General features: G+C 40.8%; 18 protein-coding genes and 1 tRNA gene. 2 read left to right on the top strand and 17 right to left on the bottom strand.

Annotated features, from left to right (window positions below; all coding sequences use genetic code 11):
* Positions 1–11: 11 nt before the first annotated feature.
* From ACTHOQ_RS08830 to ACTHOQ_RS08810, 5 genes are all read right to left on the bottom strand, one after another.
* Positions 12–1,349, bottom strand: a complete 1,338-nt coding sequence (locus tag ACTHOQ_RS08830; RefSeq protein WP_440495559.1) for an NAD(P)-dependent oxidoreductase — start codon at positions 1,347–1,349, stop codon at positions 12–14.
* A gap of 45 nt (positions 1,350–1,394) precedes the next feature.
* The gene (hydA, locus tag ACTHOQ_RS08825) at positions 1,395–2,792 is read right to left on the bottom strand and encodes a dihydropyrimidinase (RefSeq protein ID WP_440495558.1); all 1,398 of its coding nucleotides are present in this window, start codon (positions 2,790–2,792) and stop codon (positions 1,395–1,397) included.
* An 878-nt stretch (positions 2,793–3,670) separates the two neighbouring features.
* Positions 3,671–5,188 carry a CoA-acylating methylmalonate-semialdehyde dehydrogenase gene (locus ACTHOQ_RS08820; RefSeq protein ID WP_440495557.1) on the bottom strand — a complete coding sequence of 506 codons (1,518 nt, stop codon included), beginning with the start codon at positions 5,186–5,188 and terminating at the stop codon, positions 3,671–3,673.
* A 15-nt stretch (positions 5,189–5,203) separates the two neighbouring features.
* Positions 5,204–6,559 carry an aspartate aminotransferase family protein gene (locus ACTHOQ_RS08815; RefSeq protein WP_440495556.1) on the bottom strand — a complete coding sequence of 452 codons (1,356 nt, stop codon included), beginning with the start codon at positions 6,557–6,559 and terminating at the stop codon, positions 5,204–5,206.
* 101 nt (positions 6,560–6,660) lie between these two features.
* Positions 6,661–8,202: a PucR family transcriptional regulator gene (locus ACTHOQ_RS08810; RefSeq protein WP_440495555.1), complete on the bottom strand. Its 1,542-nt coding sequence runs from the start codon at positions 8,200–8,202 to the stop codon at positions 6,661–6,663.
* 125 nt (positions 8,203–8,327) lie between these two features.
* Here ACTHOQ_RS08810 and ACTHOQ_RS08805 point away from each other — a divergent pair, with 125 nt between their 5' ends.
* Positions 8,328–9,575: a Zn-dependent hydrolase gene (locus tag ACTHOQ_RS08805; protein WP_440495554.1), complete on the top strand. Its 1,248-nt coding sequence runs from the start codon at positions 8,328–8,330 to the stop codon at positions 9,573–9,575.
* Positions 9,576–9,664: 89 nt separating this feature from the next.
* Here ACTHOQ_RS08805 and ACTHOQ_RS08800 read toward each other — a convergent pair whose 3' ends face one another.
* The 5 genes from ACTHOQ_RS08800 to ACTHOQ_RS08780 all read right to left on the bottom strand — a co-directional run bounded on the left by ACTHOQ_RS08800 (position 9,665) and on the right by ACTHOQ_RS08780 (position 13,870).
* Positions 9,665–10,453: a basic amino acid ABC transporter substrate-binding protein gene (locus tag ACTHOQ_RS08800; RefSeq protein WP_440495553.1), complete on the bottom strand. Its 789-nt coding sequence runs from the start codon at positions 10,451–10,453 to the stop codon at positions 9,665–9,667.
* 149 nt (positions 10,454–10,602) lie between these two features.
* Positions 10,603–11,325, bottom strand: a complete 723-nt coding sequence (locus ACTHOQ_RS08795) for an amino acid ABC transporter ATP-binding protein (RefSeq protein ID WP_440495552.1) — start codon at positions 11,323–11,325, stop codon at positions 10,603–10,605.
* Positions 11,326–12,027, bottom strand: coding sequence for an amino acid ABC transporter permease (locus ACTHOQ_RS08790; RefSeq protein ID WP_440495550.1), 702 nt, complete (start codon positions 12,025–12,027; stop codon positions 11,326–11,328).
* Between the two features lie 29 nt (positions 12,028–12,056).
* Positions 12,057–12,833, bottom strand: coding sequence for a basic amino acid ABC transporter substrate-binding protein (locus tag ACTHOQ_RS08785; protein ID WP_440495548.1), 777 nt, complete (start codon positions 12,831–12,833; stop codon positions 12,057–12,059).
* Positions 12,834–13,798: 965 nt separating this feature from the next.
* Positions 13,799–13,870, bottom strand: a tRNA-Arg gene (locus ACTHOQ_RS08780).
* 186 nt (positions 13,871–14,056) lie between these two features.
* Between ACTHOQ_RS08780 and clpP the strand changes: the two genes are divergently transcribed.
* Positions 14,057–14,650 (top strand): ATP-dependent Clp endopeptidase proteolytic subunit ClpP, encoded by a 594-nt coding sequence (gene clpP / locus ACTHOQ_RS08775; RefSeq protein WP_440495547.1) that lies wholly within the window; start codon positions 14,057–14,059, stop codon positions 14,648–14,650.
* Positions 14,651–14,869: 219 nt separating this feature from the next.
* On the opposite strand, the gene ACTHOQ_RS08770 is transcribed toward clpP, so the two are convergent.
* From ACTHOQ_RS08770 to ACTHOQ_RS08740, 7 genes are all read right to left on the bottom strand, one after another.
* Positions 14,870–15,127 (bottom strand): HPr family phosphocarrier protein, encoded by a 258-nt coding sequence (locus ACTHOQ_RS08770; protein ID WP_440495546.1) that lies wholly within the window; start codon positions 15,125–15,127, stop codon positions 14,870–14,872.
* A gap of 189 nt (positions 15,128–15,316) precedes the next feature.
* Positions 15,317–16,258, bottom strand: a complete 942-nt coding sequence (gene whiA, locus ACTHOQ_RS08765; RefSeq protein ID WP_440495545.1) for a DNA-binding protein WhiA — start codon at positions 16,256–16,258, stop codon at positions 15,317–15,319.
* 50 nt (positions 16,259–16,308) lie between these two features.
* Complete coding sequence (gene mgfK, locus ACTHOQ_RS08760) at positions 16,309–17,283, bottom strand: gluconeogenesis morphogenetic factor MgfK (protein ID WP_440495543.1); 975 nt, start codon at positions 17,281–17,283, stop codon at positions 16,309–16,311.
* A 4-nt stretch (positions 17,284–17,287) separates the two neighbouring features.
* On the bottom strand, positions 17,288–18,169 hold the full coding sequence (gene rapZ / locus ACTHOQ_RS08755; protein ID WP_440495542.1) for an RNase adapter RapZ: 882 nt from the start codon (positions 18,167–18,169) through the stop codon (positions 17,288–17,290).
* A gap of 14 nt (positions 18,170–18,183) precedes the next feature.
* Positions 18,184–18,654 (bottom strand): 8-oxo-dGTP diphosphatase, encoded by a 471-nt coding sequence (locus ACTHOQ_RS08750; RefSeq protein WP_440495540.1) that lies wholly within the window; start codon positions 18,652–18,654, stop codon positions 18,184–18,186.
* Between the two features lie 337 nt (positions 18,655–18,991).
* Positions 18,992–19,936, bottom strand: a complete 945-nt coding sequence (gene trxB / locus ACTHOQ_RS08745) for a thioredoxin-disulfide reductase (protein WP_440495539.1) — start codon at positions 19,934–19,936, stop codon at positions 18,992–18,994.
* A 72-nt stretch (positions 19,937–20,008) separates the two neighbouring features.
* Positions 20,009–21,535: a tetratricopeptide repeat protein gene (locus ACTHOQ_RS08740; protein ID WP_440495538.1), complete on the bottom strand. Its 1,527-nt coding sequence runs from the start codon at positions 21,533–21,535 to the stop codon at positions 20,009–20,011.
* Positions 21,536–21,746 lie beyond the last annotated feature (211 nt).

Genomic DNA, 21,746 nt, shown 5'->3' with positions numbered 1-21,746 from the left:
TTGAATTCCCCCTATGCAATTTCTGAATTTGCGTTTAGTTCATAATGAACTGCGTATGCCGAATCTTTCCCTTGCTGTGCCGCGGATACGACTGTCGCTTCACCGTACCCATTGCCGTAAATAACATCGCCGCAAGCATAAATTTTCGGATTCGATGTCTTTAAGCTGTTCATATCTACATCGATCACACCACGTGTATTCGCTAACCCTAAATGTTCGATTAGCTCATGCTGCTTTGATTGACCGATTGCCCGGATGACCGCATCTGTTTCAATTACAAATTCAGAATGAGGGATTTCAGTTAAAGTGCCTTTTCCGTTTTCGATGCCAGTGAGCTTCATTTTTACGCATTCCATACCGACTACTTTGCCGTTTTCGTCGCCCAGGATTCGCTTCGGCAGTGATAGCCATCTGAATTCAACGCCGTCCTGCTTGGCAAAATCAAATTCGAAATCATAGGCTGTCATCTCTTTTGATGTGCGGCGGTAAACAATCTGAACTTGCTCCGCGCCCAATCTGACCGAACATGTTGCGGCATCAATCGCTGTATTGCCCGCACCAATTACCACTACTTTTTTGCCTTGCACTTTATCTGTGAACGTAGCTTTTGATTCTTTCACAAAATCAATCGCATCATATACACCCTCTAAGTTTTCTCCCTCAATGCCCAGCATTGGCACCCTCCCCATTCCAACCGCCACGATGATGCGATCAAAATCGGCAAGAAGCTCGTCAACCAATACATTTTCCCCGATTTTCGTGTTTGTCTTTATTTCAACACCGAGGTTTTGCACTTGCTGCACTTCCCATTCCACAACATCCTGCGGCAGGCGGAAAGAAACGATGCCGTAATAATTTAAGCCACCTGCTTTTTCATCTGCTTCGTAAATCGTCACACCATATCCTAATAGCGCCAATTCTCTTGCAGCAGATAATCCTGCAGGCCCGCTTCCGATAATTGCGATTTTCTTGCCGTTTGCGGGTTTTGGCGTAAACAGATTCACATTGGAACCGCGCAGCCAATCCGTTGCATAGCGCTGCAGGTGACCAATCTGAATCGGTTTTTCCTCGCTGTTCAACACACAAGCCCCCTCACAAAGCTCGATCGTTGGACATACTCGCGCACAGCTTGCTCCTACTGGATTTGATTCCATAATGACACGCGCTGAACCTTTCATATTATTCGAAGCTATTTTCTTTATAAAGCTTGGAATATTAATGCTCGTTGGACATGCTTGAATACAGGGCGCATCATAGCAATACAAGCAGCGGTTCGCTTCAACGGTTGCCGAGTATGTTGTTAATCCACCAAATATTTCTTCAAAGTTTTTTGCTAAGCTATTACTCATTTCATAACAATCCTCTCCAGTTTGATTTGTTATTACTTTTCAGCGCTATGAAGTTACTTTAGCTGAGCCCTTTACTTCGCGGCGAATATATTGGCCGCTTCCAAGCTTGCCGGCGAACTTTTTGTCTTGAATGACGTATTCACCGCGCACTAGCACACTTACCGGTTCTCCTGTGACCTCCAACCCTTCAAATGCGTTGTAATCTACATTCATATGGTGTGTTTCAGCTGAGATTGTCCGTCTAACTGTTGGGTCAAACAATACAATATCCGCATCCGAACCGACCGCGATCGTCCCTTTTTTCGGGAACAAGCCGAAAATCTTTGCTGACTGTGTTGAAATCATATCAACAAATTCATTCTCCGTGATGCGGCCTTTCACTACCCCTTCTGAATACAGCACGGAAAAGCGATCTTCAATAAATGGTCCTCCATTCGGGATTTTCGAAAAATCATCCTTCCCTAATGTTTTCTTGCCATTGAAGCTAAATGAACATTGGTCCGATCCGATTGTTTGAAGCTGCTTTGATTTTAATGCATTCCACAATACTTCCTGATGCTCTACAGGGCGCAATGGCGGTGACCATACATATTTCGCCCCTTCAAAATCCGGCTTTTCCAACGCTGTTTGGTCCAATACTAAATACGGCGGACACGTTTCCCCTAAAACGTTGTAGCCTTTATTGCGTGCGGAGATGATTTCATCAACAGCTTCTTTGCACGTTACATGCACGACATAAAGTTGCGCACCCGCCAAATTCGCCAGCTCTATCGCACGCTTTGTCGCTTCTCCCTCAACTTCCGGCGGACGAGTTAATGCATGATAGATTGGCTCAGTTTGACCATTTGCTTTTGCCTCTTCCACAAGCTCATCAATGACAGACCCGTTTTCGCAATGCACCATAATTGTTGCGCCCAATTTGCTTCCGACTTTAAACGCCTGGAATAATGTACGATCCGTAGCCTGAAATTCCTTTGCATAAGCCAGAAATACTTTAATCGAGCTAATCCCACCCCTTTCTAATGCTTCCGGTAATTCTTTCAGGCGCTGCTCATTTAAATCGCCAATCATTAAGTGGAAGCCATAATCAATTACGGCCTTATCCTTTGATTTTGCATGCCAAGTATCAATTGCATCCATCAATGTCGGCGAGCCCGCACTAATACAAAAATCAATAATCGTAGTCGTTCCCCCGAATGCCGCAGCAATCGTCCCCGACTCCCAGTCATCATCTGTTACCGTATTGTTGAACGGCATATCGAGATGGGTATGCGGATCAATCCCCCCAGGGAATAAAAGCTTTCCTGTTGCATCAATGATTTCTGCATCCACGTCTTTAATACATGCTGCAATTTGCTGGATAACCCCATCCTCGATTAGCACATCGCCTTTATAGGTATCAGTAGCCGTAACAATTGTTCCCCCGGTAATTACTTTTTTCATAGCGAACCCTCCTGTTTTTCTAATAATTTCTTTTGAAAAAATGAAAAACCAAAGCACATCCTAGTACTACTAACTTTTGAGAATATTTACTAGTTTTTAAGCATATAATTTAATATATATTATTATATGTAATAATTAGTAACATAATTTATAATTAACGAAAAAAATTTAAATAAAATATTTTTCGTTAATAAAACCTTTGTAAACCCTGCATATACATAAATTTACTGAATATTCCGACTGAAATTAATATACAAAAGGTAATTTTTTTCGAAAATATTTTAGACAAAATGTTAAAGCTCATAAGGAAATACGCTGTTTATATGTAAGTTTTTCTAACATAATGTATTTCTTTTTCTGTTTTCTAATAAGAGGAGGCTGCTGTCGGAAGTTTTCTAATATATTCGGCGGATGTTCTAATATATTTTTATTTTTTCTAATAAAGTTACGATTTTCTAATATATCGTTCTCTTGTTCTAATATGTGTCCGCAACGTTCTAATATCCCCTCCCGATTTTCAAATATCCATTACGTTTCTTCTAATATCCGCTGTCAGTGTTCTATTTAAACTATGAACCCTTTTATTCACCCGTCTAAATCGGCATTCGGAAACCACATTACCTCCCCATTTTCTAATAAACACCCTAACTGTTCTAATAACCAGCACCCTTCTTCTAATATCCTTAGCTAATATTCTAATAAAAATATAAACCCGCCTCCACCAAGCCCAAATCAATATCCGCCCAACTGTTCTAATAACCGGCTTGCTTTTTCTAATATCAGCCCGCATTGTTCTAATAAAAGTACCCTCGACTGTTAATAAAACCAAAAACAGCCTCGTCCCCACATCCGGAATCAGGCTGTTTTTTGCATGTATTTTAATTATTGCTAGGAAATGCGAATGTCGATGCTGTTTTTTCCGTTGTATCCGGCCAGCGTTCTGATACCGTTTTTGTTTTTGTAAAGAATCGGGCCTGATCCGGACCAAACATATGCCCTTCACCAAAGCGCGAACCTTTAAAGCCCGCAAAATTATGATAGCCTACAGGAATTGGAATCGGCACATTGACGCCGACCATACCCACATCAATCTCCGTTGTAAATTTGCGTGCTGCCGCACCATCATTCGTGAAAATCGTGACGCCATTCGCCAGATCCTGACCGTTAATGAAATCAATAGCTTCCGAAAGTGAGTTTACGCGCACGACATTTCGAGCCGGGCCGAAAACTTCCTCATCGAAAATCTCCATCTCCTTCGTAATATTGTCCAGCAATGTCGGCCCTACAAAGAAGCCTTCCGAATTTTTCACGACATCCAGTTCACGGCCGTCAACTACAACCGTTGCACCTTGACGTTCAGCTAAATCGATCGCTTTCAAAATATTTTCTTTCGACTCTTTCGAAATGACCGGACCAAAATCCGTGCCTTCTTCTTTATAGCTGCCTACTTTCAAGTTGCTGATTTTCTCTTTCAAAATCGCTACGAGTCGATTAGCCGTCTCTTCACCAACCGGCATAATTGTGGAAATCGCCATGCATCGTTGGGAAGCTGCGCCATATGCAGCACCGATAAACGCATTCGCCACTTGCTCTAAATCCGCATCCGGCATGACGACCATATTATTTTTCCCGCCACCTAAAGCAGTAACGCGCTTGCCGTATTTTGAACCCGTTTCATAAATATATTTTGCAACAGGCGTAGAGCCGACAAATGAAATGGCTTGAACAGTCGGGTTTTCCAGCAGCTCATTTACTGCATCTTTACTGCCGTTTACCACTGTCCAAATCCCATCCGGCAAACCTGCCTTTTTCCACAGCTCGCTTACAAACAAAGAAGTCATCGGCACCTTTTCAGAAGCTTTCAGAATGACCGCGTTCCCTACTGCTATCGCCATTGATGTTTGCGCTAACGGCACCATTATCGGGAAGTTGAATGGCGAGATGGCCGCTACGACACCTAAAGGATATTTAGCCGAGTAGGCATTAATTTGGCCGCCCACGTTCACCGAATATTCGCCCTTTACAAGGTGGGGAGCCCCTATAGCCAAATCGACCGACTCCAGCGCTCGTGTAACTTCGCCGCGTGCATCCTCCAATGTTTTCCCGCTTTCTGTACAGATGATCTCCAATAGCCTCTCCAAATTTTCCGTGAGCAAATAACGGAAGCGCATTAATACTTCCGCGCGCTTTGCAACAGATAAATCCCGCCATGCCGGAAAAGCCTCCTTTGCAGCTGCGATTGCTTCACGTGTTTCTTCGGCTGTTGCTATCGGCACTTCAGCAATCACTTCACCGGTAGTAGGATTATACACCTTTGAATAGATCCTGCTTTTCCCCTCGGCCAATTCCCCATTTATAAAATGCGTCAATCTCTTTACCGAAACTGCTTCTGTCATTATGAATGTCCTCCTTTATTTAATACTGTTAACCGCCTCAATAAATGTATTTGCAATAAAATCCTTTTCCTCCTCTGTAATGGAAAGCGGCGGCGATAATGTTAATACATTATTGAAATTCGCCACAGTGACACCATTTTTGCCGATGATTACCCCCTTTTGCTTACAGTAGGCGATAACAGCATTCACCTTCTGAACATCAAGCGGGGTTTTCGTTTCTTTGTTTTCAACTAACTCGATGCCTATTAATAAACCTTTTCCTCGAACATCGCCCACAAATGGATGATCATTCAAATTTTCCGCTAAAGTCCGTTTGAGTGCTTCCCCAAGCCGGGTTGACTGCTCAAATAAGTTTTCGCGCTCCATCACTTCAATATTTTTCAAGGCAACTGCGCAAGCGACCGGTGAACCGCCAAATGTATTCACATGGCGCAAAAATTCATAATCTCCTTCAGCCATAAATTGTTCGTAGATTTCCCGGCGGATTGCAGTCGCAGACAATGGCATGTACGCACTTGTCAATCCTTTTGCCATCGTTACGATATCAGGCTTAATCCCGTAGTTTTGGAACCCGAACGCCTTTCCTGTTCTACCGAAGCCACAAATGACCTCGTCAATGATCAATAATGCACCATGCTTCTCGCATACCTCCTGAACACCTTTCAAATAGGCATCATTCGGCACAATGACACCGCCACCCGTTATAATGGGCTCCATAATGACAGCGGCGATCGTTTCCGACATTTCCCAAGTCATCATTTGATCCAGATTCTTCACACTAGGCAATGTCGTCGCATCCCCATTTTGAATTTCTTCCGGGTTCCGATATTGATCAGGTGGTGCTACATGCAAAAACCCAGGGGCAAGCGGTTCATATTTATATTTGCGCTGTGCTTGACCCGTTGCCGCTAAGGAGCCCATTGTATTCCCATGATACGCACGGTAGCGGGAGACGATCTTATAGCGGTTCGTTTCACCTTTTTGCTGATGGTATTGCCGGGCTACTTTAAATGCGACTTCATTTGCTTCCGAACCGCTGTTTGAATAAAAAACGACATATTCATCGCCAAGCAGCTCGCTGATTTTTTGACTCAGCAAAATTGCCGGAGTATGCCCATACGATAGCGGTGTATATGAATTTTTAAGCATCTGCTCATAAGCTACTTCCGCGATTTCCTTTCGTCCATAACCAATATTCGTACACCATAGCCCTGCCATAGCATCCAAATATTTATTGCCATCGATGTCTGTCAGCCAAGCCCCCTCTGCCCGTTCAATTATAAACGTTGCATCCGGGTTATAAGGCTTCATCGAATGCCATACATGCTTTTCGTCATTTGCCTTCCAGTTATACTCTACGTATTGGCTCATATATTTCCCTCCTTGGTTTCTTAACTTACCTCTATTTTCGCTTATGAGACTTGTTAGGGCATTATACATTGTGTAAAATCATTTTTTGCATGCATTTCACATTAAGGTAATTTTTGCTCCTCATAATATTTATGCTTTGTCATTAATAACATGATTTCCAAACATAATCGGTTTTCATAATTCATAAAATCATTGCCGATGATTTGCTCAACTTTTTCAAGGCGATGATAAAGCGTTTGACGAACAATAAATAATTTCTCGGCCGTTTCCTTTTTCAATCCATTGCACTGAAAATATATATCCAACGTTTGAATCAAGTTCGTATTATGCCTGCTGTCATACCGACTTAGCTTTTCAATCTTTTCCTTTGCTGCTTGCATAAGGCTATTGTTATTTTGCAAAACCTTCACCATATGATAAAGGACCAATTCATCGTAAAAATAGGAAAGTTCCATATTTTTCATCCTGATTTGCAATGAATCATGGGCTGTTTGATAGCTTTCTTTCAGTTCATTATAATGGCCGACATATTTGCCGACAGCGATGAGCGTATCCAGTCTGTATTGATTGATGATTTCATTCATCGCGCGCTTCATCCGCTCTTTATATGTTGCCTCCTGCGCTAAATCGCTTAATATAAAGATTAAGTATTGGGACTGCTCCACGATGAATGTATAAAAACCTTCTTTTTGCAATGCCTGGCGAAGATTGATTTTATAATTTGTTAAATCGTTTTTAATATTTTTCCTTCTCAGCTGGTGAATCATAACCATCCATCCGTTTTGCTTCAATTTCTGGTCGATTTCATCTATAAAATAAAGCATCTCGTTGTCGCTGTTCTCACCGTCCAGCCATTTCTCGAAAAATTTGCGGTTCTCGTTTTCAAGCTTTTCCTCAATATATAAATCTCTCAAAACAAACTGGGACAATGTAACAACTGTCCGGTCCAAAATCAATATATCCAATTCGGTGATTTCCCTTTTTTCGGAATATATATATACCGTTCCGTACAATTGATCAAATAAATTCATATCAATGGCTGCTTTATGCTTGCTGTTTAAGCTATCGATTTTGTTTTTGCAATTTTCTGTCTTTTTATTAGGGATCGCGAGGCTTGTCCCCTTGTTCACTTCAAAATAAATGTCGACGTTTAAATATTTTTGCATATACTGCAAAATTCTCACTTTGTCATTTACTTTCAACACATAGTTGTTTATTTTTTGCGAGTATTCTTCCAGCTGTTTTAATATATCGTACTGCTGATGAATAATTTCGGTATGCAAATCCTGTGTAATCCCGACAAACGGTACTATTTCCTGAAAGACAATGAGCGGAAAATCCAGGCTATTCGCCAACTTAACGACACTATCCGGAATAGCTTGAATATACATGCCTAATTCTATGCACAGCCCGGCTACATCCAAATCGCTGAGCTGCCGGACAAATTTCATAAACCCCTGTTCGTTGTCCTTTAAAATTACCCCCGTCGTAAGGATGAGCTCATTCCCCTTAATAAGCTGCTTCACATCGATAACTTCCAATATATGAATCCATTTTATAGCATGATTTAACCCTGTTTGACCTGCAACGACTTTGGCAGATTCAAAGTATTTCCGATTTAGAACTTCTTTGACAGTTAACATAAGCAGCCTCCTATAATTAACAATTCGTCCATACAATTATTGTAACATTTTACATTAAGTATATATAAATTTGTTATATGTTCGTGCTAATGTAAATATATTATTCATTTAAAGGAGGTCCCGCAATGTTAAAAACGAATCGTGAAAGACTGAAAAAAAATATCGAGCTATTCAGCCAATTTGGGGCAACGGAAAATAGCGGTGTTACGCGTTTAAGCCTTTCCCGTGAGGATATTCTCGCACGCAATAAATTGAAGGAAATGTGTGAACAGCTTGGAATGGCTGTAACGACGGATGATATGGGCACAATGTATGCAACCTTGCAAAACAGTTCCAATAATTTGCCGATTGTGATGGGCTCGCATTTGGATTCAGTTATTAAGGGCGGGCGCTTCGATGGCGTTCTCGGTGTTTTAACAGCTTTGGAGGCTGTGCAAACGATTATTGACGAAGATATTGAACTGAATCATCCTTTAACAATCGTAAACTTCACAAATGAAGAAGGCGCGCGATTCGAGCCATCATTAATGGCTTCGGGAGTTCTTTCGGGGAAATTCGAAAAAGAAAAGATGCTTGCCTCCACTGATCGGGAGGGCGTGACATTCGAACAGGCACTGAAGCAAAGCGGCTATGAGGGTGAAATTGCAAACCGGCTAACGGATGCACATGCCTATTTGGAGCTTCACATCGAGCAAGGACCCGTGCTGGAACATTATAAAAAAGAAATTGGCGTAGTTGAAGGCGTTCTTGGCATGGTTTGTTATGACATCACATTAACTGGTGAATCAAATCATGCGGGCACTACCCCTATTTCAATGCGCAAGGACAGTATGTTTGCCGCGATGCAAGTTATTTCAGTATTACAAAATAAATTAAAACAGCTTCCAGATGATCTCGTTTATACAATCGGGCGCATCAATGCTTACCCGAATATTCATACAGTCATTCCAAACAATGTGATTTTCTCGTTGGAATCCCGCCACCAAGACCCTACAGTTATTCGACAAGTGGAACAAATTATTTTCGACCTGCCGAAAGAAATCGAAAATTGCCTGCTTAGCTATACGAAATTATGGGGAAGGGATACCGTGCATTTCGCACCGGAAGTAGTGGATGCGGTAGCAGCAAGTACCGATGAATTAGGATATTCAAGCCACCAAATGTTCAGCGGCGCCGGTCATGACGCACAATTTATTGCCGGATTTATTCCGTCAACGATGATTTTCGTGCCAAGCGCAAAGGGCTACAGCCATCGGGAAGACGAATACACTTCCTACGAAGAATGCTCAAAAGGTGCTGACGTGCTCGTGAATGCAGTATTAAAAGTTGCCGAAAAATCCATTTCACCTGTAAATTCTGCTACTGTTAATTAATCAAACAACAAAAAATCTGCCTTGTATTTTTGTGCAAGGCAGATTTTTTTAATTATAATACTATGTCATTCGAAATATGTGCAGTCAAACTAGTCGATTTTTTGTCCTGTAATTTCTTCCAGTTTGCCGTTTTCCTTGATTTTCTTTAAGCCTTCATTTAAATGATCCAGCAATTCTGTGTTGCCCTTTTTCACCATGAAGCCGTAGTATTCTTTTTCGAATTGATCTGATTCAATCGCTTTTAAGCCTGATTTAGGATTGTTTTTCAAGTATTCCAATACAACCGCATTGTCACCGATTGCTGCCGCTGTTGCCCCATTGATTACTTCCTGGAATGCAATCGGCTGGTTTTCGTAAGCTAAAATGTTCGAGCTCGACATTCCTTGCAGCTTTTTCGCTGCCTCATGACCTGTTGTGTTAATTTGGACAGACAGTTTTTTATCCTTTAATTCATCTAATGTCGTGATTGGCGAATCTTCCTTTACAACAATCATTAATGTCGCTTCATAGTATGGATCCGTGAAATCATATGTTTGTTTACGCTCATCCGTAATTGTAATTCCTGATGCCCCTAAATTTAATTCCCCATTCGTAATTTGTTGGAATACAGGCTCCCAACCGACATTTCTGAATTCCACCTCTGAACCGACTTCCTCACCGATTGCTTTCATAATATCCACATCGATGCCGACAATCTCCCCCTTGTCGTTCATCGATTCAAATGGCGCAAAAGTTGCCTCGGTTCCTACTAGTAATTTTGCGTATTTGTTATCCCCTGTTGAACTTGAAGTTTTTTCATCCGCAGTGCCGCATGCTGCTAAAACAACAGATAATGCAATAAGCAGCATCGCCGCAAGCATTTTATTTGTTTTGAACAATGTAAATCCCCCTTTTATATTTTTGTAATAATTATACATCTTTATAAATATTAATACAATATATATTCGGAATTTTCCGATACTTATTAATATAAAAAAAACTATCTCACTATATTTTCATATATAATAAGATAGTTTCTTCATTGCTGCTATAATACTTTTCCTAAAAATGCTTTCGTACGTTCGTTTTGCGGATTGCCGAATACATCATCCGGGTGGCCCTGCTCTACGATGTAGCCGCCATCCATAAACAGGACACGATCGCCGACTTCTCGTGCGAAGCCCATTTCATGTGTTACGACAACCATTGTCATGCCTTCTTTTGCAAGGTTTTTCATTACTTCCAAAACCTCTTTTACCATTTCCGGGTCAAGAGCTGATGTCGGTTCATCAAACAGCATCACTTTCGGCTTCATTGCCAATGCGCGGGCAATCGCGACACGCTGCTGCTGACCGCCTGATAACTGCTGCGGGTAGTTATATGCCTTTTCACGCAAACCGACCTTATCCAGTAGCTCCAATGCCAGTTTTTCGGCATCGGCTTTGCTCAGCTGGCGAATTTGCATTGGTGCCATCGTAATATTATCAATGACCGACATATGCGGGAATAAGTTGAACTGCTGGAACACCATCCCTACTTCTGTACGGATTTCGTTAATATTTGTTTTCGGATCATTAATTTTAGTACCTTCAATATAGATTGCACCATCCGTTACTTCCTCCAGCAAGTTCATGCAGCGAAGAAACGTTGACTTCCCGGAACCGGATGGCCCGATAACACAAACTACCTCTTTTTCATGTACTTCATAATCGATTCCTTTTAACACTTCGAGCTTGCCAAAATGCTTGTGTAAGTTTTCTACTTTAATCATTTATGCGCGCTCCTTTTTCTTACGTGGGTTGTAATTAATATCAACTCGTTTTTCGATAAATGCAATAAGCTTCGTTACAGCATACGTTAATACAAGATATAGGAATGCTGCAAATAAGTATGGCTCCCAAAAACGCTGATACGTTCCGGCAACTACTTTACTTACGTATAAAATCTCTGCCCCGGCGATTACCGTTACAAGTGAAGAATCTTTCAATAATGCGATGAATTCATTCCCTAAAGGAGGAATCATGCGGCGGAATGCTTGCGGTAGTATAACTTTACGCATTGCCTGGCTATGTGTTAAACCTAATGACCTTGCCGCTTCCATCTGCCCTTTGTCAATAGATTGAATCCCTGCACGGAAAATTTCCGCGTTGTATGCCGCACTATTTAAAATCAGGCCGACGATACCAGATACCCACCAACCGAGCGATGAGCCAAAAATTGTCGGAATAACAGCTAAGTGAATTAATAGTAATTGCACTAGCATTGGCGTACCACGGAATACGTCTACATATATTTTAGCCGGCCAATAAATCCATTTTTTTGTTGAAACTTGGCCTAATCCTAAAAGTAGACCGAATATGACACCACCAATATAACCACATGCCGTTAAAACAATTGTCGCCCAAAGACCCTTTGCATATAGTTCACGGTAGTTCCAGATTATATCCCAACGGAAAAAATCAAAAAAATCCATCTGAAACCCTCCAATAACTTCATTGTCGCTTATTCGATTTCTGTGCCTGTAATTTCAGCTAGCTTGCCATTGTCTTTAATTTTTTGAAGACCTTCATTTAAAATATTCAATAGCTCGGTATTGCCTTTTTTCACCATAAAGCCGAAGTAATCTGTTTCGAATGAATCATCCTCAACTGCTTTTAAGCCTGAATCCGGATTATTCTTTAAGTATTCTAAAATTACTGCATTATCACCGATTGCTGCTTCTGCTGATCCCGTTAACACTTCAGTAAGCGCCACAGAGAAGTTTTCGTAGGCCAAAATATTCGAGCTTGCCTTCCCTTGCAAATCCTGTGCCGCAAGATGGCCTGTCGTATTAATTTGAACCGCAATTTTTTCATCTTTAATATCTTCCATTGAAGCGATCGCCGAATCTTCCTTCGTCACAATTAATAATGTCGCTTCATAATATGGATCCGTGAAATCATATGTTTGTTTACGATCATCTGTAATCGTGATCGCAGCTGCACCCATATCGATTTCGCCTGTTGTTACTTGGCTCATCATCGAGTCCCAGCCAACATTTTTTATTTCTGTTTCGATGCCCATTTCTTCACCGATTGCCGTTAAAATATCGGCATCCAATCCGACAACGCTTCCTTTATCATCCAAATACTCGAAAGGCGCATAGGTTGCTTCTGTTCCTGCTACGACTTTCGTATACTCTTTGTCTCCTGCTGTATTTTCATCTGCTCCACATGCCGCTAAAATCATCGACGCTGCCGCTAAAGGAGCTGCCCATTTAAATAATTTTCTCGTGCTCATTATGAATATCCTCCTGGATGTTTAAATTTTTTTGATAATAACATGTTCAATTATATTAAGTTCACAATTAATATACAACATTTAATTTTGAAAAAAATGATTATTATTGCACTATGATGAATTTTTATAACAAATTCGATAAGATTCTTTCATATAATTCAATATTTATTCATCATCTTATTATTCTGTTATTATATTTTCTTCACAAAATATGCTTGAGCATGCTGTCAGTTGTATTCCCTATTTTCTATAAAGTATGTTTGTTATTAGAAAAATTTGCGAAAAGGCGGGTTTATTTTTGCGGGAGAAAGGTTAGGTTGATAGAAGAAAGCTATTTTGCATATGCAAAATAGCCCTTTTTAAAAAAAAAAGACTACTTCGTCGACGGGAATCTTAGAAGTAGTCTTTGGTCATTATTTTAAAAGAGAATGAATATAGAATAAAAAGAACCGGTACAGTGATTCTCTTTATTCTAGCGAAACTTCATTCTCGATTGTAGACAGTAAGCTATTAAGCTATTTCTACAATTGGTATAGAAAAGTATATTAAAACAGTAAAATGGTGCCCAATAAAGGACATGATAATATATTTTAAATGACTTTTGCTAAGCATTATGCAAAAGTGCGTCTATCTATCCGGATAAGACACAACATTTAATAATGTACTAATTATCTGCACTTTTTTCAAGTCTAAACTATGATTTTCAGTGAAGAATTTTAAATTTTCATAAGAAGTGTGTTTCATTTATAATGGAATTGGAAACTTATAGGGTAGTTTTGAAATTTCCCAGTGGAAAAGGAATATTTTCAACTCATTAAAATAAAATTAAAAATGTGTAGTATTTGTGTAGCGCAGTTTTATCTTTTATGGAATTTTTGGCGATACTCTCTATGCAAAATAATTTCAGAATGCTGAGAGATCAAGAATTATTCAAATTTCATTTACTTCAGAAATGAAGCAAGTGACGCCCTCGGAGGGAATCGAACCCCCATTTTAAGAACCGGAATCTTACGTGCTATCCATTACACCACGAGGACATATAATAATATACGTTCAACTTTTCCCATTATACAGATGAACGCCGTCAATTTCAACTGCAAAATTCAGAGTTTATATTTGACCATAACTGACTAATACGTGTATGATAGGTTTACAGCTGAAATACTTTCCATTTTTCAGCATCAGTATTCGAATAAAAGCTTTAACAAAGGGAGGATTATTCAATGAACTTAATTCCTACAGTTATTGAACAAACAAACCGCGGCGAACGTGCATATGACATTTATTCACGTTTATTAAAGGACCGCATCATTTTATTAGGCAGCGCTATCGATGACAATGTTGCAAACTCAATTGTTGCCCAGCTATTATTTTTGGAAGCAGAAGATCCAGATAAAGATATTTACCTATACATCAATTCTCCGGGTGGTTCCATCACATCTGGTATGGCAATTTACGATACGATGAACTTCATCAAGCCTGATGTATCGACTATTTGTATCGGTATGGCTGCATCAATGGGGGCATTCTTGCTTTCTGCTGGTGCAAAAGGCAAGCGTATCGCATTGCCGAACGCAGAAGTAATGATTCACCAACCACTTGGCGGTGCACAAGGCCAAGCGACAGAAATCGAAATCGCAGCAAAACGCATTTTGCACCTGCGTGAAAAGCTGAACCGCATCATGGCAGAAAACAGTGGCCAAGATTATGAAACTTTAGCTCGCGACACAGATCGTGATAACTTCATGACAGCGGAGCAAGCAAAAGAGTACGGCCTAATCGACCAAATCTATGAGCGCAACCAATTAAAAAAATAATGTAAACCGAAAGCATGCAAGAGTTGATCTTGTGTGCTTTGTTATTTGGACGGGCAATTTTGCGTCGTTTACAGCAAGCTTTTATTGCAGCTATGCCGAGGTTCAAAAACAACGCTTTACGCGTGCTCTGCCATCAGTTGGCGCCTTGCCTTCTATCTCCTCCAACACAAATAAAGCACAGCCGCTTCAATCTATGCTGAGCTGGCTGTGCTTTTCATATTAGTCTGCTTTTTCGATTAGAAGCTGAAGAGCATGTATAGCTTTTTCTTCGTCATGGCCGTCTGCACATAATGTAACAACCGTCCCCTTTGCGACCGCTAAGCTCATAATCCCCATGATCGATTTCGCATTTACTTTTTTTGTATCTTTTTGTAAAAAGACATCTGCTTTAAAACGATTCGCTTCTTGTACGAACAACGCAGCTTGTCTTGCTTGTAAGCCTGATTTCAGCTTGACTTCCACTTGTTTTTCGATCATCTTGAAATACTCCCTTTCACAACCGTTCATCGCTTCTATAAGTTCATCTTATCGGAATTATCCGAAAAGAACAACAATAGAATACGCCATCCATGAAATCGTTCTCATTTATTCATATTTTCCGGCATACTTCCTATCCAACAGGGGCTTGAAATTCTTTTCGCCCATTTTTAAAACACGTTAAAAAAGTTAAATTTTTTCGCCGCGGCGCAGTGCTTCGGCAATTTCGTCAATCTTGCGCAAGCGGTGATTGACCCCCGATTTGCTGACAGCCCCTGTCGATACCATCTCGCCCAGCTCTTTTAATGTCACATCCTGGTATTCTACACGAAGCCGAGCGATTTCCCGTAATTTTTCCGGTAATTGGTCCAATCCAACAGCATTATCAATATAGCGAATATTTTCCACTTGCCTTAACGCGGCGCCAATCGTTTTGTTTAAATTGGCGGTTTCGCAGTTAACGATACGGTTTACGCTATTGCGCATATCTCTTACTATGCGCACATCCTCAAACTTCAGCATCGCCTGTGTTGCGCCGATTAAATTTAAAAAGTCCGAAATTTTTTCCGCCTCTTTCAAATATGTTACGAAGCCCTTTTTGCGCTCGATTGTCTTCGCATTTAAATCATAGCGGTTCATGAGCTGTGCCAACGCTTCCCCATGCTCCTTATATAAAGAATAAACTTCCAAATGATATGAAGAAGTTTCAGGATTGTTGACAGATCCCCCCGCTAAAAAGGCGCCGCGTAAATATGCCCGACGCTCACTATTTTTTGGGATGATAACTTCCGAAATTGTATGATTGAATTCAAAGGAATTTGATACAATTTCCAAGTCGGCCAAAATTTCGCGAGCCCCATCCCGAACACGGCATATATAGACATTGTTCTTTTTTAAGCGCATCTTCTTACGCACGAGCAGCTCTACATTATACGGATAAAGCTTTTTCACAATTGTATAAAGCCGGCGTGCGATCGCGGCATTTTCTGTTTGAACATCCAGGCTTAACTGGCGGTTTGCGAAGCTTAAAGAACCGTTCATTCGAATAAGGGCGGACACTTCTGCTTTTAGACTGCTGTCATCGGCTTCAACTTGCGTGAGCTCCTTTTTCGTTTCTGATGCGAATGACATCGTTGTGCTCCCCCTTTCCTAGCAAACTATGTAGTTATTTCAGAATGATTTTACTCCATCGTTTGTTGTTTTTGTTTTGTATATTCACAAAGCCAATCTGCTAAGTTTTTCGCATCATGACGTACAGTTCCATTATGGATAAGGGCAATCTCTTTCGGAATGATTTTAATGCCCATTTTTTTCAATTTTTCCACATCAAATTTCACAGGCTCCGCATTTTCCTCCAAATAATTTTCATAGATTGAAGAAGGGAGCTCCCTTTCATTGATCAATACCGACTCAATAAAAGCTTCCCCCACATGTGCATGTATCGCCTCAATATGCTGTGATGCCGTATAGTGACTTGTCTCGCCTTGCTGGGTCATTAAATTTGCGATGTAAATCTTTTCGCCTTTTGCACGAATGAGCGCTTGCCCAATCCCTCTTACTAGCAAATTCGGAATGATGCTCGTATAAAGGCTTCCAGGTCCGATCAAAATAAAATCTGCCCGTTCAATCGCATGAACTGCAGCTGGCAAGGGCTTTAAATTGCTTGGCTCCAAATATACGCGCTTGATCGGCGCATGGCCGGATGGTATTTTGGATTCTCCGATAATCGATGTTCCGTCAGTCAATTCCGCATGCAATGTTACTTTTTTGTTTGCTGCGGGAATAACTTTCCCATGCACATTTAAAACTTTGCTCATTTCAGCAATGGCATGATTAAAATCACCTGTAATTTCGGTCAAGGCGGCCAGCATTAAGTTGCCTAGCGAATGGCCCTCCAAATCATTTGACTGCGAAAATCGGTACTGAAACATTTGCTCTACAAGCGGTTCCACATCGGACAAAGCTGCAATGACATTACGCACATCCCCTGGAGGCGGTATATCGTAGTCGTCCCGTAAACGACCTGAAGAGCCACCGTCATCCGCAACCGTGACGATAGCTGTTATATCAAAAGCATGTTGCTTTAGACCGCGTAATATTGTCGAAAGGCCCGTACCTCCGCCAATTACGACGATGCGTGTCTTCTTTTTTTTCATTCCATCAATCCTTCCTATGATTGATATCTCTATGTGAAATAATGACTTGATCATTTTTGGCTAATAGTTTCCCGAAATATTCCGCAAGTGTAACCGAGCGATGCTGGCCACCCGTACAGCCGAAAGCGATAACAAGCTGTGATTTCCCTTCATTTCTATAATGCGGGATCATGAATGTAAACAGGTCCGTCAGTTTAGCTATAAGCTGCTGTGTCTCTTCTGTTGCGAGTACATAAGATGAAACTTCGGTTTGGAGTCCTGTTTTATGTCGTAATTCTTCCACATAATATGGATTTTTTAAAAACCGTACATCAAATACTAAATCGGCATCGATCGGAAGCCCGTGTTTAAAGCCAAATGACATAATATTGAGTGAAAAAGTGGGGCTGCTCATGTTTGTAAATTCCTGTGCGATGCGTTCACGCAATTCGCGGGGCTTCAACTTGGAAGTATTCACGACGGTTTTCGCGCGCCCTTTTATTTCGGAAAGCAATTGTCGTTCCAATTGAATTCCTTCCAATGGTAAGCCTTTCGGTGCAAGTGGGTGTGAACGACGCGATTCTTTATAGCGTCGAACTAATGTGGCATCATCGGATTCCAAAAATAAAATGCGCAGTAAAATATCCTCTTCATCCAATAATGCGTCGAGCGTTTCAATCAGTGAGCCAAAAAATTCTCTCCCACGTAAATCCATTACAACCGCAATACGTGAAATTTTCTTCTCGGAATCTTTCATCAACGCTAAAAAAGTAGTCAAAAGTTCTGGCGGCAAATTGTCGACACAGTAATAGCCTAAATCCTCAAAGCTTTGCACTGCTACCGTTTTTCCAGCCCCTGACATTCCTGTAATGATAACTAACTCATGTGTATAGCTCGAACTACCCACTTGTTTCATCTCCTCTAGTTTTCTCCCATCGAGTTTTGAATTTTCTCGCTTAATAGCTCAAAATCCTCTGTATATTCAAATGTACCATATTGCATACCTTTGTTTAATGCCGCAAACAATAAATTTGTCCGGTCTCCTTCAGCCATAGGAAGATCGTTTAACCGTTCTATCGAGTGCCAGCCTAATAATCCTTCACGTGTTTCCACAAATGGTGTGCCTTCCGCATCTGTAGCGATAAATGTATAAAGCATCCACTCATCCACGACTGTATCCCCATTTTTTATGACCATTGTGTATACGCCTTTTAAATGAACGTCTTTTGGTGTTAAATTCGTTTCTTCCTGAAATTCGCGTATAGCGGATTCATAGATGGATTCTCCTGGCTCCATTTTGCCGCCTGGCGCAACAAACCAGCCTCTTCTCGGTTTTTGAAGCAATAATACTTGACCATCTTTAATAGCAAGTAAATTTGTAATACGTTGCATACACAACACCTCAACTCTTTCATTTAGTGGAGTCGCTTTCAAGGATATCCACATAAGTAAGGACATCATTTCGCGCTATTTGGAGCGAAACGTGTTTTTCTAAAGCTTATTTCTATTATACCTTGTCCTATGCATTCCGTAAAAGCACTCGTATCATTTGACCGGTTTTCTAAGTGAAGCATGCTGGAGGGAACGACAAATTACCAAAAAAAGAGGTTGTTTCAGCGCAAGACACGCTTGAAACAACCTTAGGATAAAAATATAAGGGGGTTAAAACAAATTCTACATTAAGTATACCCGTATTTTGTAACGATATGATTACATTTATGTTAAGGATTTATTGATTTATCTTTTCTTTTATTTCTTCTACGAAATGTTGCGCAGATTGTGCGGCGATACTGCCATCACCTGTTGCTGTAACAATTTGGCGCAGCATTTTTTCGCGCACATCGCCTGCTGCATAAATGCCTGGCACTGCCGTTTCCATTTTTTCATTCGTTACAATATAGCCTGCTTCATTTAAAATGTTAAGTGAAGCAAATGGCGCTGTTAACGGTAGCATGCCTACATATACGAATACACCGTCTGTCTCGACTTCGGATTCTGTGCCGTCAACTGTTGATACCAATGTCACTTTTCCTACTTTGCCATTCACTTCATGAATTTCTTTCACCGTTGAATTCCAGATGAAGTCCACTTTTTCATTGGCAAATGCGCGGTCTTGCAAAATCTTCTGTGCGCGTAATTTATCACGGCGGTGAACGATTGTCACTTTGTCTGCAAAACGCGTCAAATAAACGCCCTCTTCAACAGCAGAGTCGCCCCCGCCGATTACGATCAGGTTTTTTTGCTTGAAGAATGCGCCATCACATACGGCACAATAACTTACACCGCGGCCGCCAAGCTCTGTTTCACCTGGAATACCCAGTTTTTTGTATTCTGCGCCTGTTGTAATAATAATCGTGCGTGTTTTATATTGCTTTTTACCTGAAACGATGATTTTATATTCATCGCCATCGATTACTTCAGACACATCGCCATATGCATATTCGGCACCGAATTTTTTCGCATGCTCGAACATTTTTGTAGAAAGCTCCGGTCCTAAAATTGTATCGAAACCTGGATAGTTCTCCACTGCTTCAGTGTTGGCCATTTGCCCACCAGGAATACCACGTTCAATCATTAATGTTGATAAGTTTGCGCGAGATGCATAAACTGCAGCCGTCATACCTGCCGGACCTGCTCCGATGATTACTACATCATAAATTTTTTCTTCAGACATATTGATCCTCCTCTTGCGTGTACCATTACTATTTATCGTATAAGATTGCTCTTATAAATACAACTATACTGCCTATTCGAAGTCGGCTGGCACGAACTCATATAATTCATCATTATATTTCGTCAGTGTCGCAGTTGAAATGCCGTATTTGCCCGCAATCGCCTTTTTCGTCACATTTTTTTCGACTGCAATATGAAATGAATATTCAATTGCGGCAGCTAATGCAGCACAATTTTTAAACGCATAGCCTTGCTGGAACGCGATTTCGCCAAGTGCAAACCACGTACTTAAAATTTGGGAAACTTCCAATGAAATCGACTCATTCGTTGCTGCAATAAGCTCTGCCACTTCCATAAATTGAAGGAAATGCTTCTCTTCCTTGCTGTTTACATTGAAGTTATAATCAAGCGCATATGCTAGACAGAGCTTTTCCAAGTCGGAAAAAGCGGCGACATCCAAAATTTTTGGATGTGCAATAATTTCCTGCTTATGCATGGAACGCTTCAATAGAAAGAGACCGAATAATCGACTCGACTCATGCTCATTCGTTAATTGACGAATGATAAAGTCGCGATGATTTTCCGCCGATTTTCTTGAAATTGTCTCGTCGCCGGTTGCCCATGGCTCCATTCCTTCTTTTGACGGATCCATTTGAATCAATACTTTCCATGCTTCATTTGCTACTGTTTCATGCCCCGAGAAATACGCGGATTGGGCAAGCCAAAAGTAAAATCCTGTATCGCCTTCATACCCTTTTTTACTCATGGAGCGCAGCCATTTATACGCCTCTTCATATTGACCGATCAACGCAAATGTTGCACCGAGCTTATAGCGATTTTCCCATTCGAATGGCTGAATTTTCTTTAATAGCGACAGCAGATTTTTGAGCTCGTCGCTATTTTTCTCGTAATAGGCAAATACCGCCAAATTGCAAAGCGCATGAAGATTGCCTTTGTTTTCGCGAAGCACTTCATTCAGGATAGCGCGCGCTTGCTCAGTCTCGCCAATATAGAAATATGCTAACGCTAAATTATTATGGGCATTCCAAAGGTCCGGAAACTCCTCGATTGTTTGCTCCAATATTTCGATCGCTGTCCGGAAATCCCCCTGCTCCATATAACGGCGGGCCTTTTCCTGCGCCACAAGCTTCGCGCCATCAAATTCATCCATTTCATCAAAATCTTCCGAAACATAATCAACAAACTCCAATATTTCGGAGGCGTCTTCAATATACATGCCATCCGGCTCCATTTCCAAATATTGTGCCGCATATTTTTGAGCGTCTGCAATATGCCCGATACAGCCCGACACTTCCGCCAACATGAAAATAATTTCAGGTTCGTTTGGCTCTAAACTATATGCAGTATGGATTAATTCGTAAGCATGTTCAAAATTTTGCAGCTCCATTTCCAGAATGCCGTATTGTAACAGCACATGCGCATCATCCGGACTTAAGTCTGCCGCGCGTTTAATAAATTTATACGCCTTATCCATCTCGTCTCGTTCTATTGCTTTTAAAGCTTTATTGTAATAATAATCACCATTCGGAACAAACGACACGACATTTGTTGTTTTTGCTTTTAAACGTTTATTTTCCAATAAAATTCCTCCGAGTCATTTTCCGTTCATGTACTTCTTTATAATCAATTACACCCTGGCGTAATCTAATACGCCGGTGGTTCAGCTTCTTTTTACTGAAAAGAAGTTAAACAATGCAGTATATTGCGTGAAATAATGTTTTTAAACAAAGAAATAAGGAACGAGCATATGCCGTCCCTTAATCAATTCTTTCCATTATAGCATATTCATC

Source organism: Solibacillus silvestris (assembly GCF_051967575.1).
Taxonomy (GTDB): Bacteria; Bacillota; Bacilli; order Bacillales_A; family Planococcaceae; genus Solibacillus; species Solibacillus silvestris_B.
This window is presented reverse-complemented; position numbering and strand designations above follow the sequence as displayed.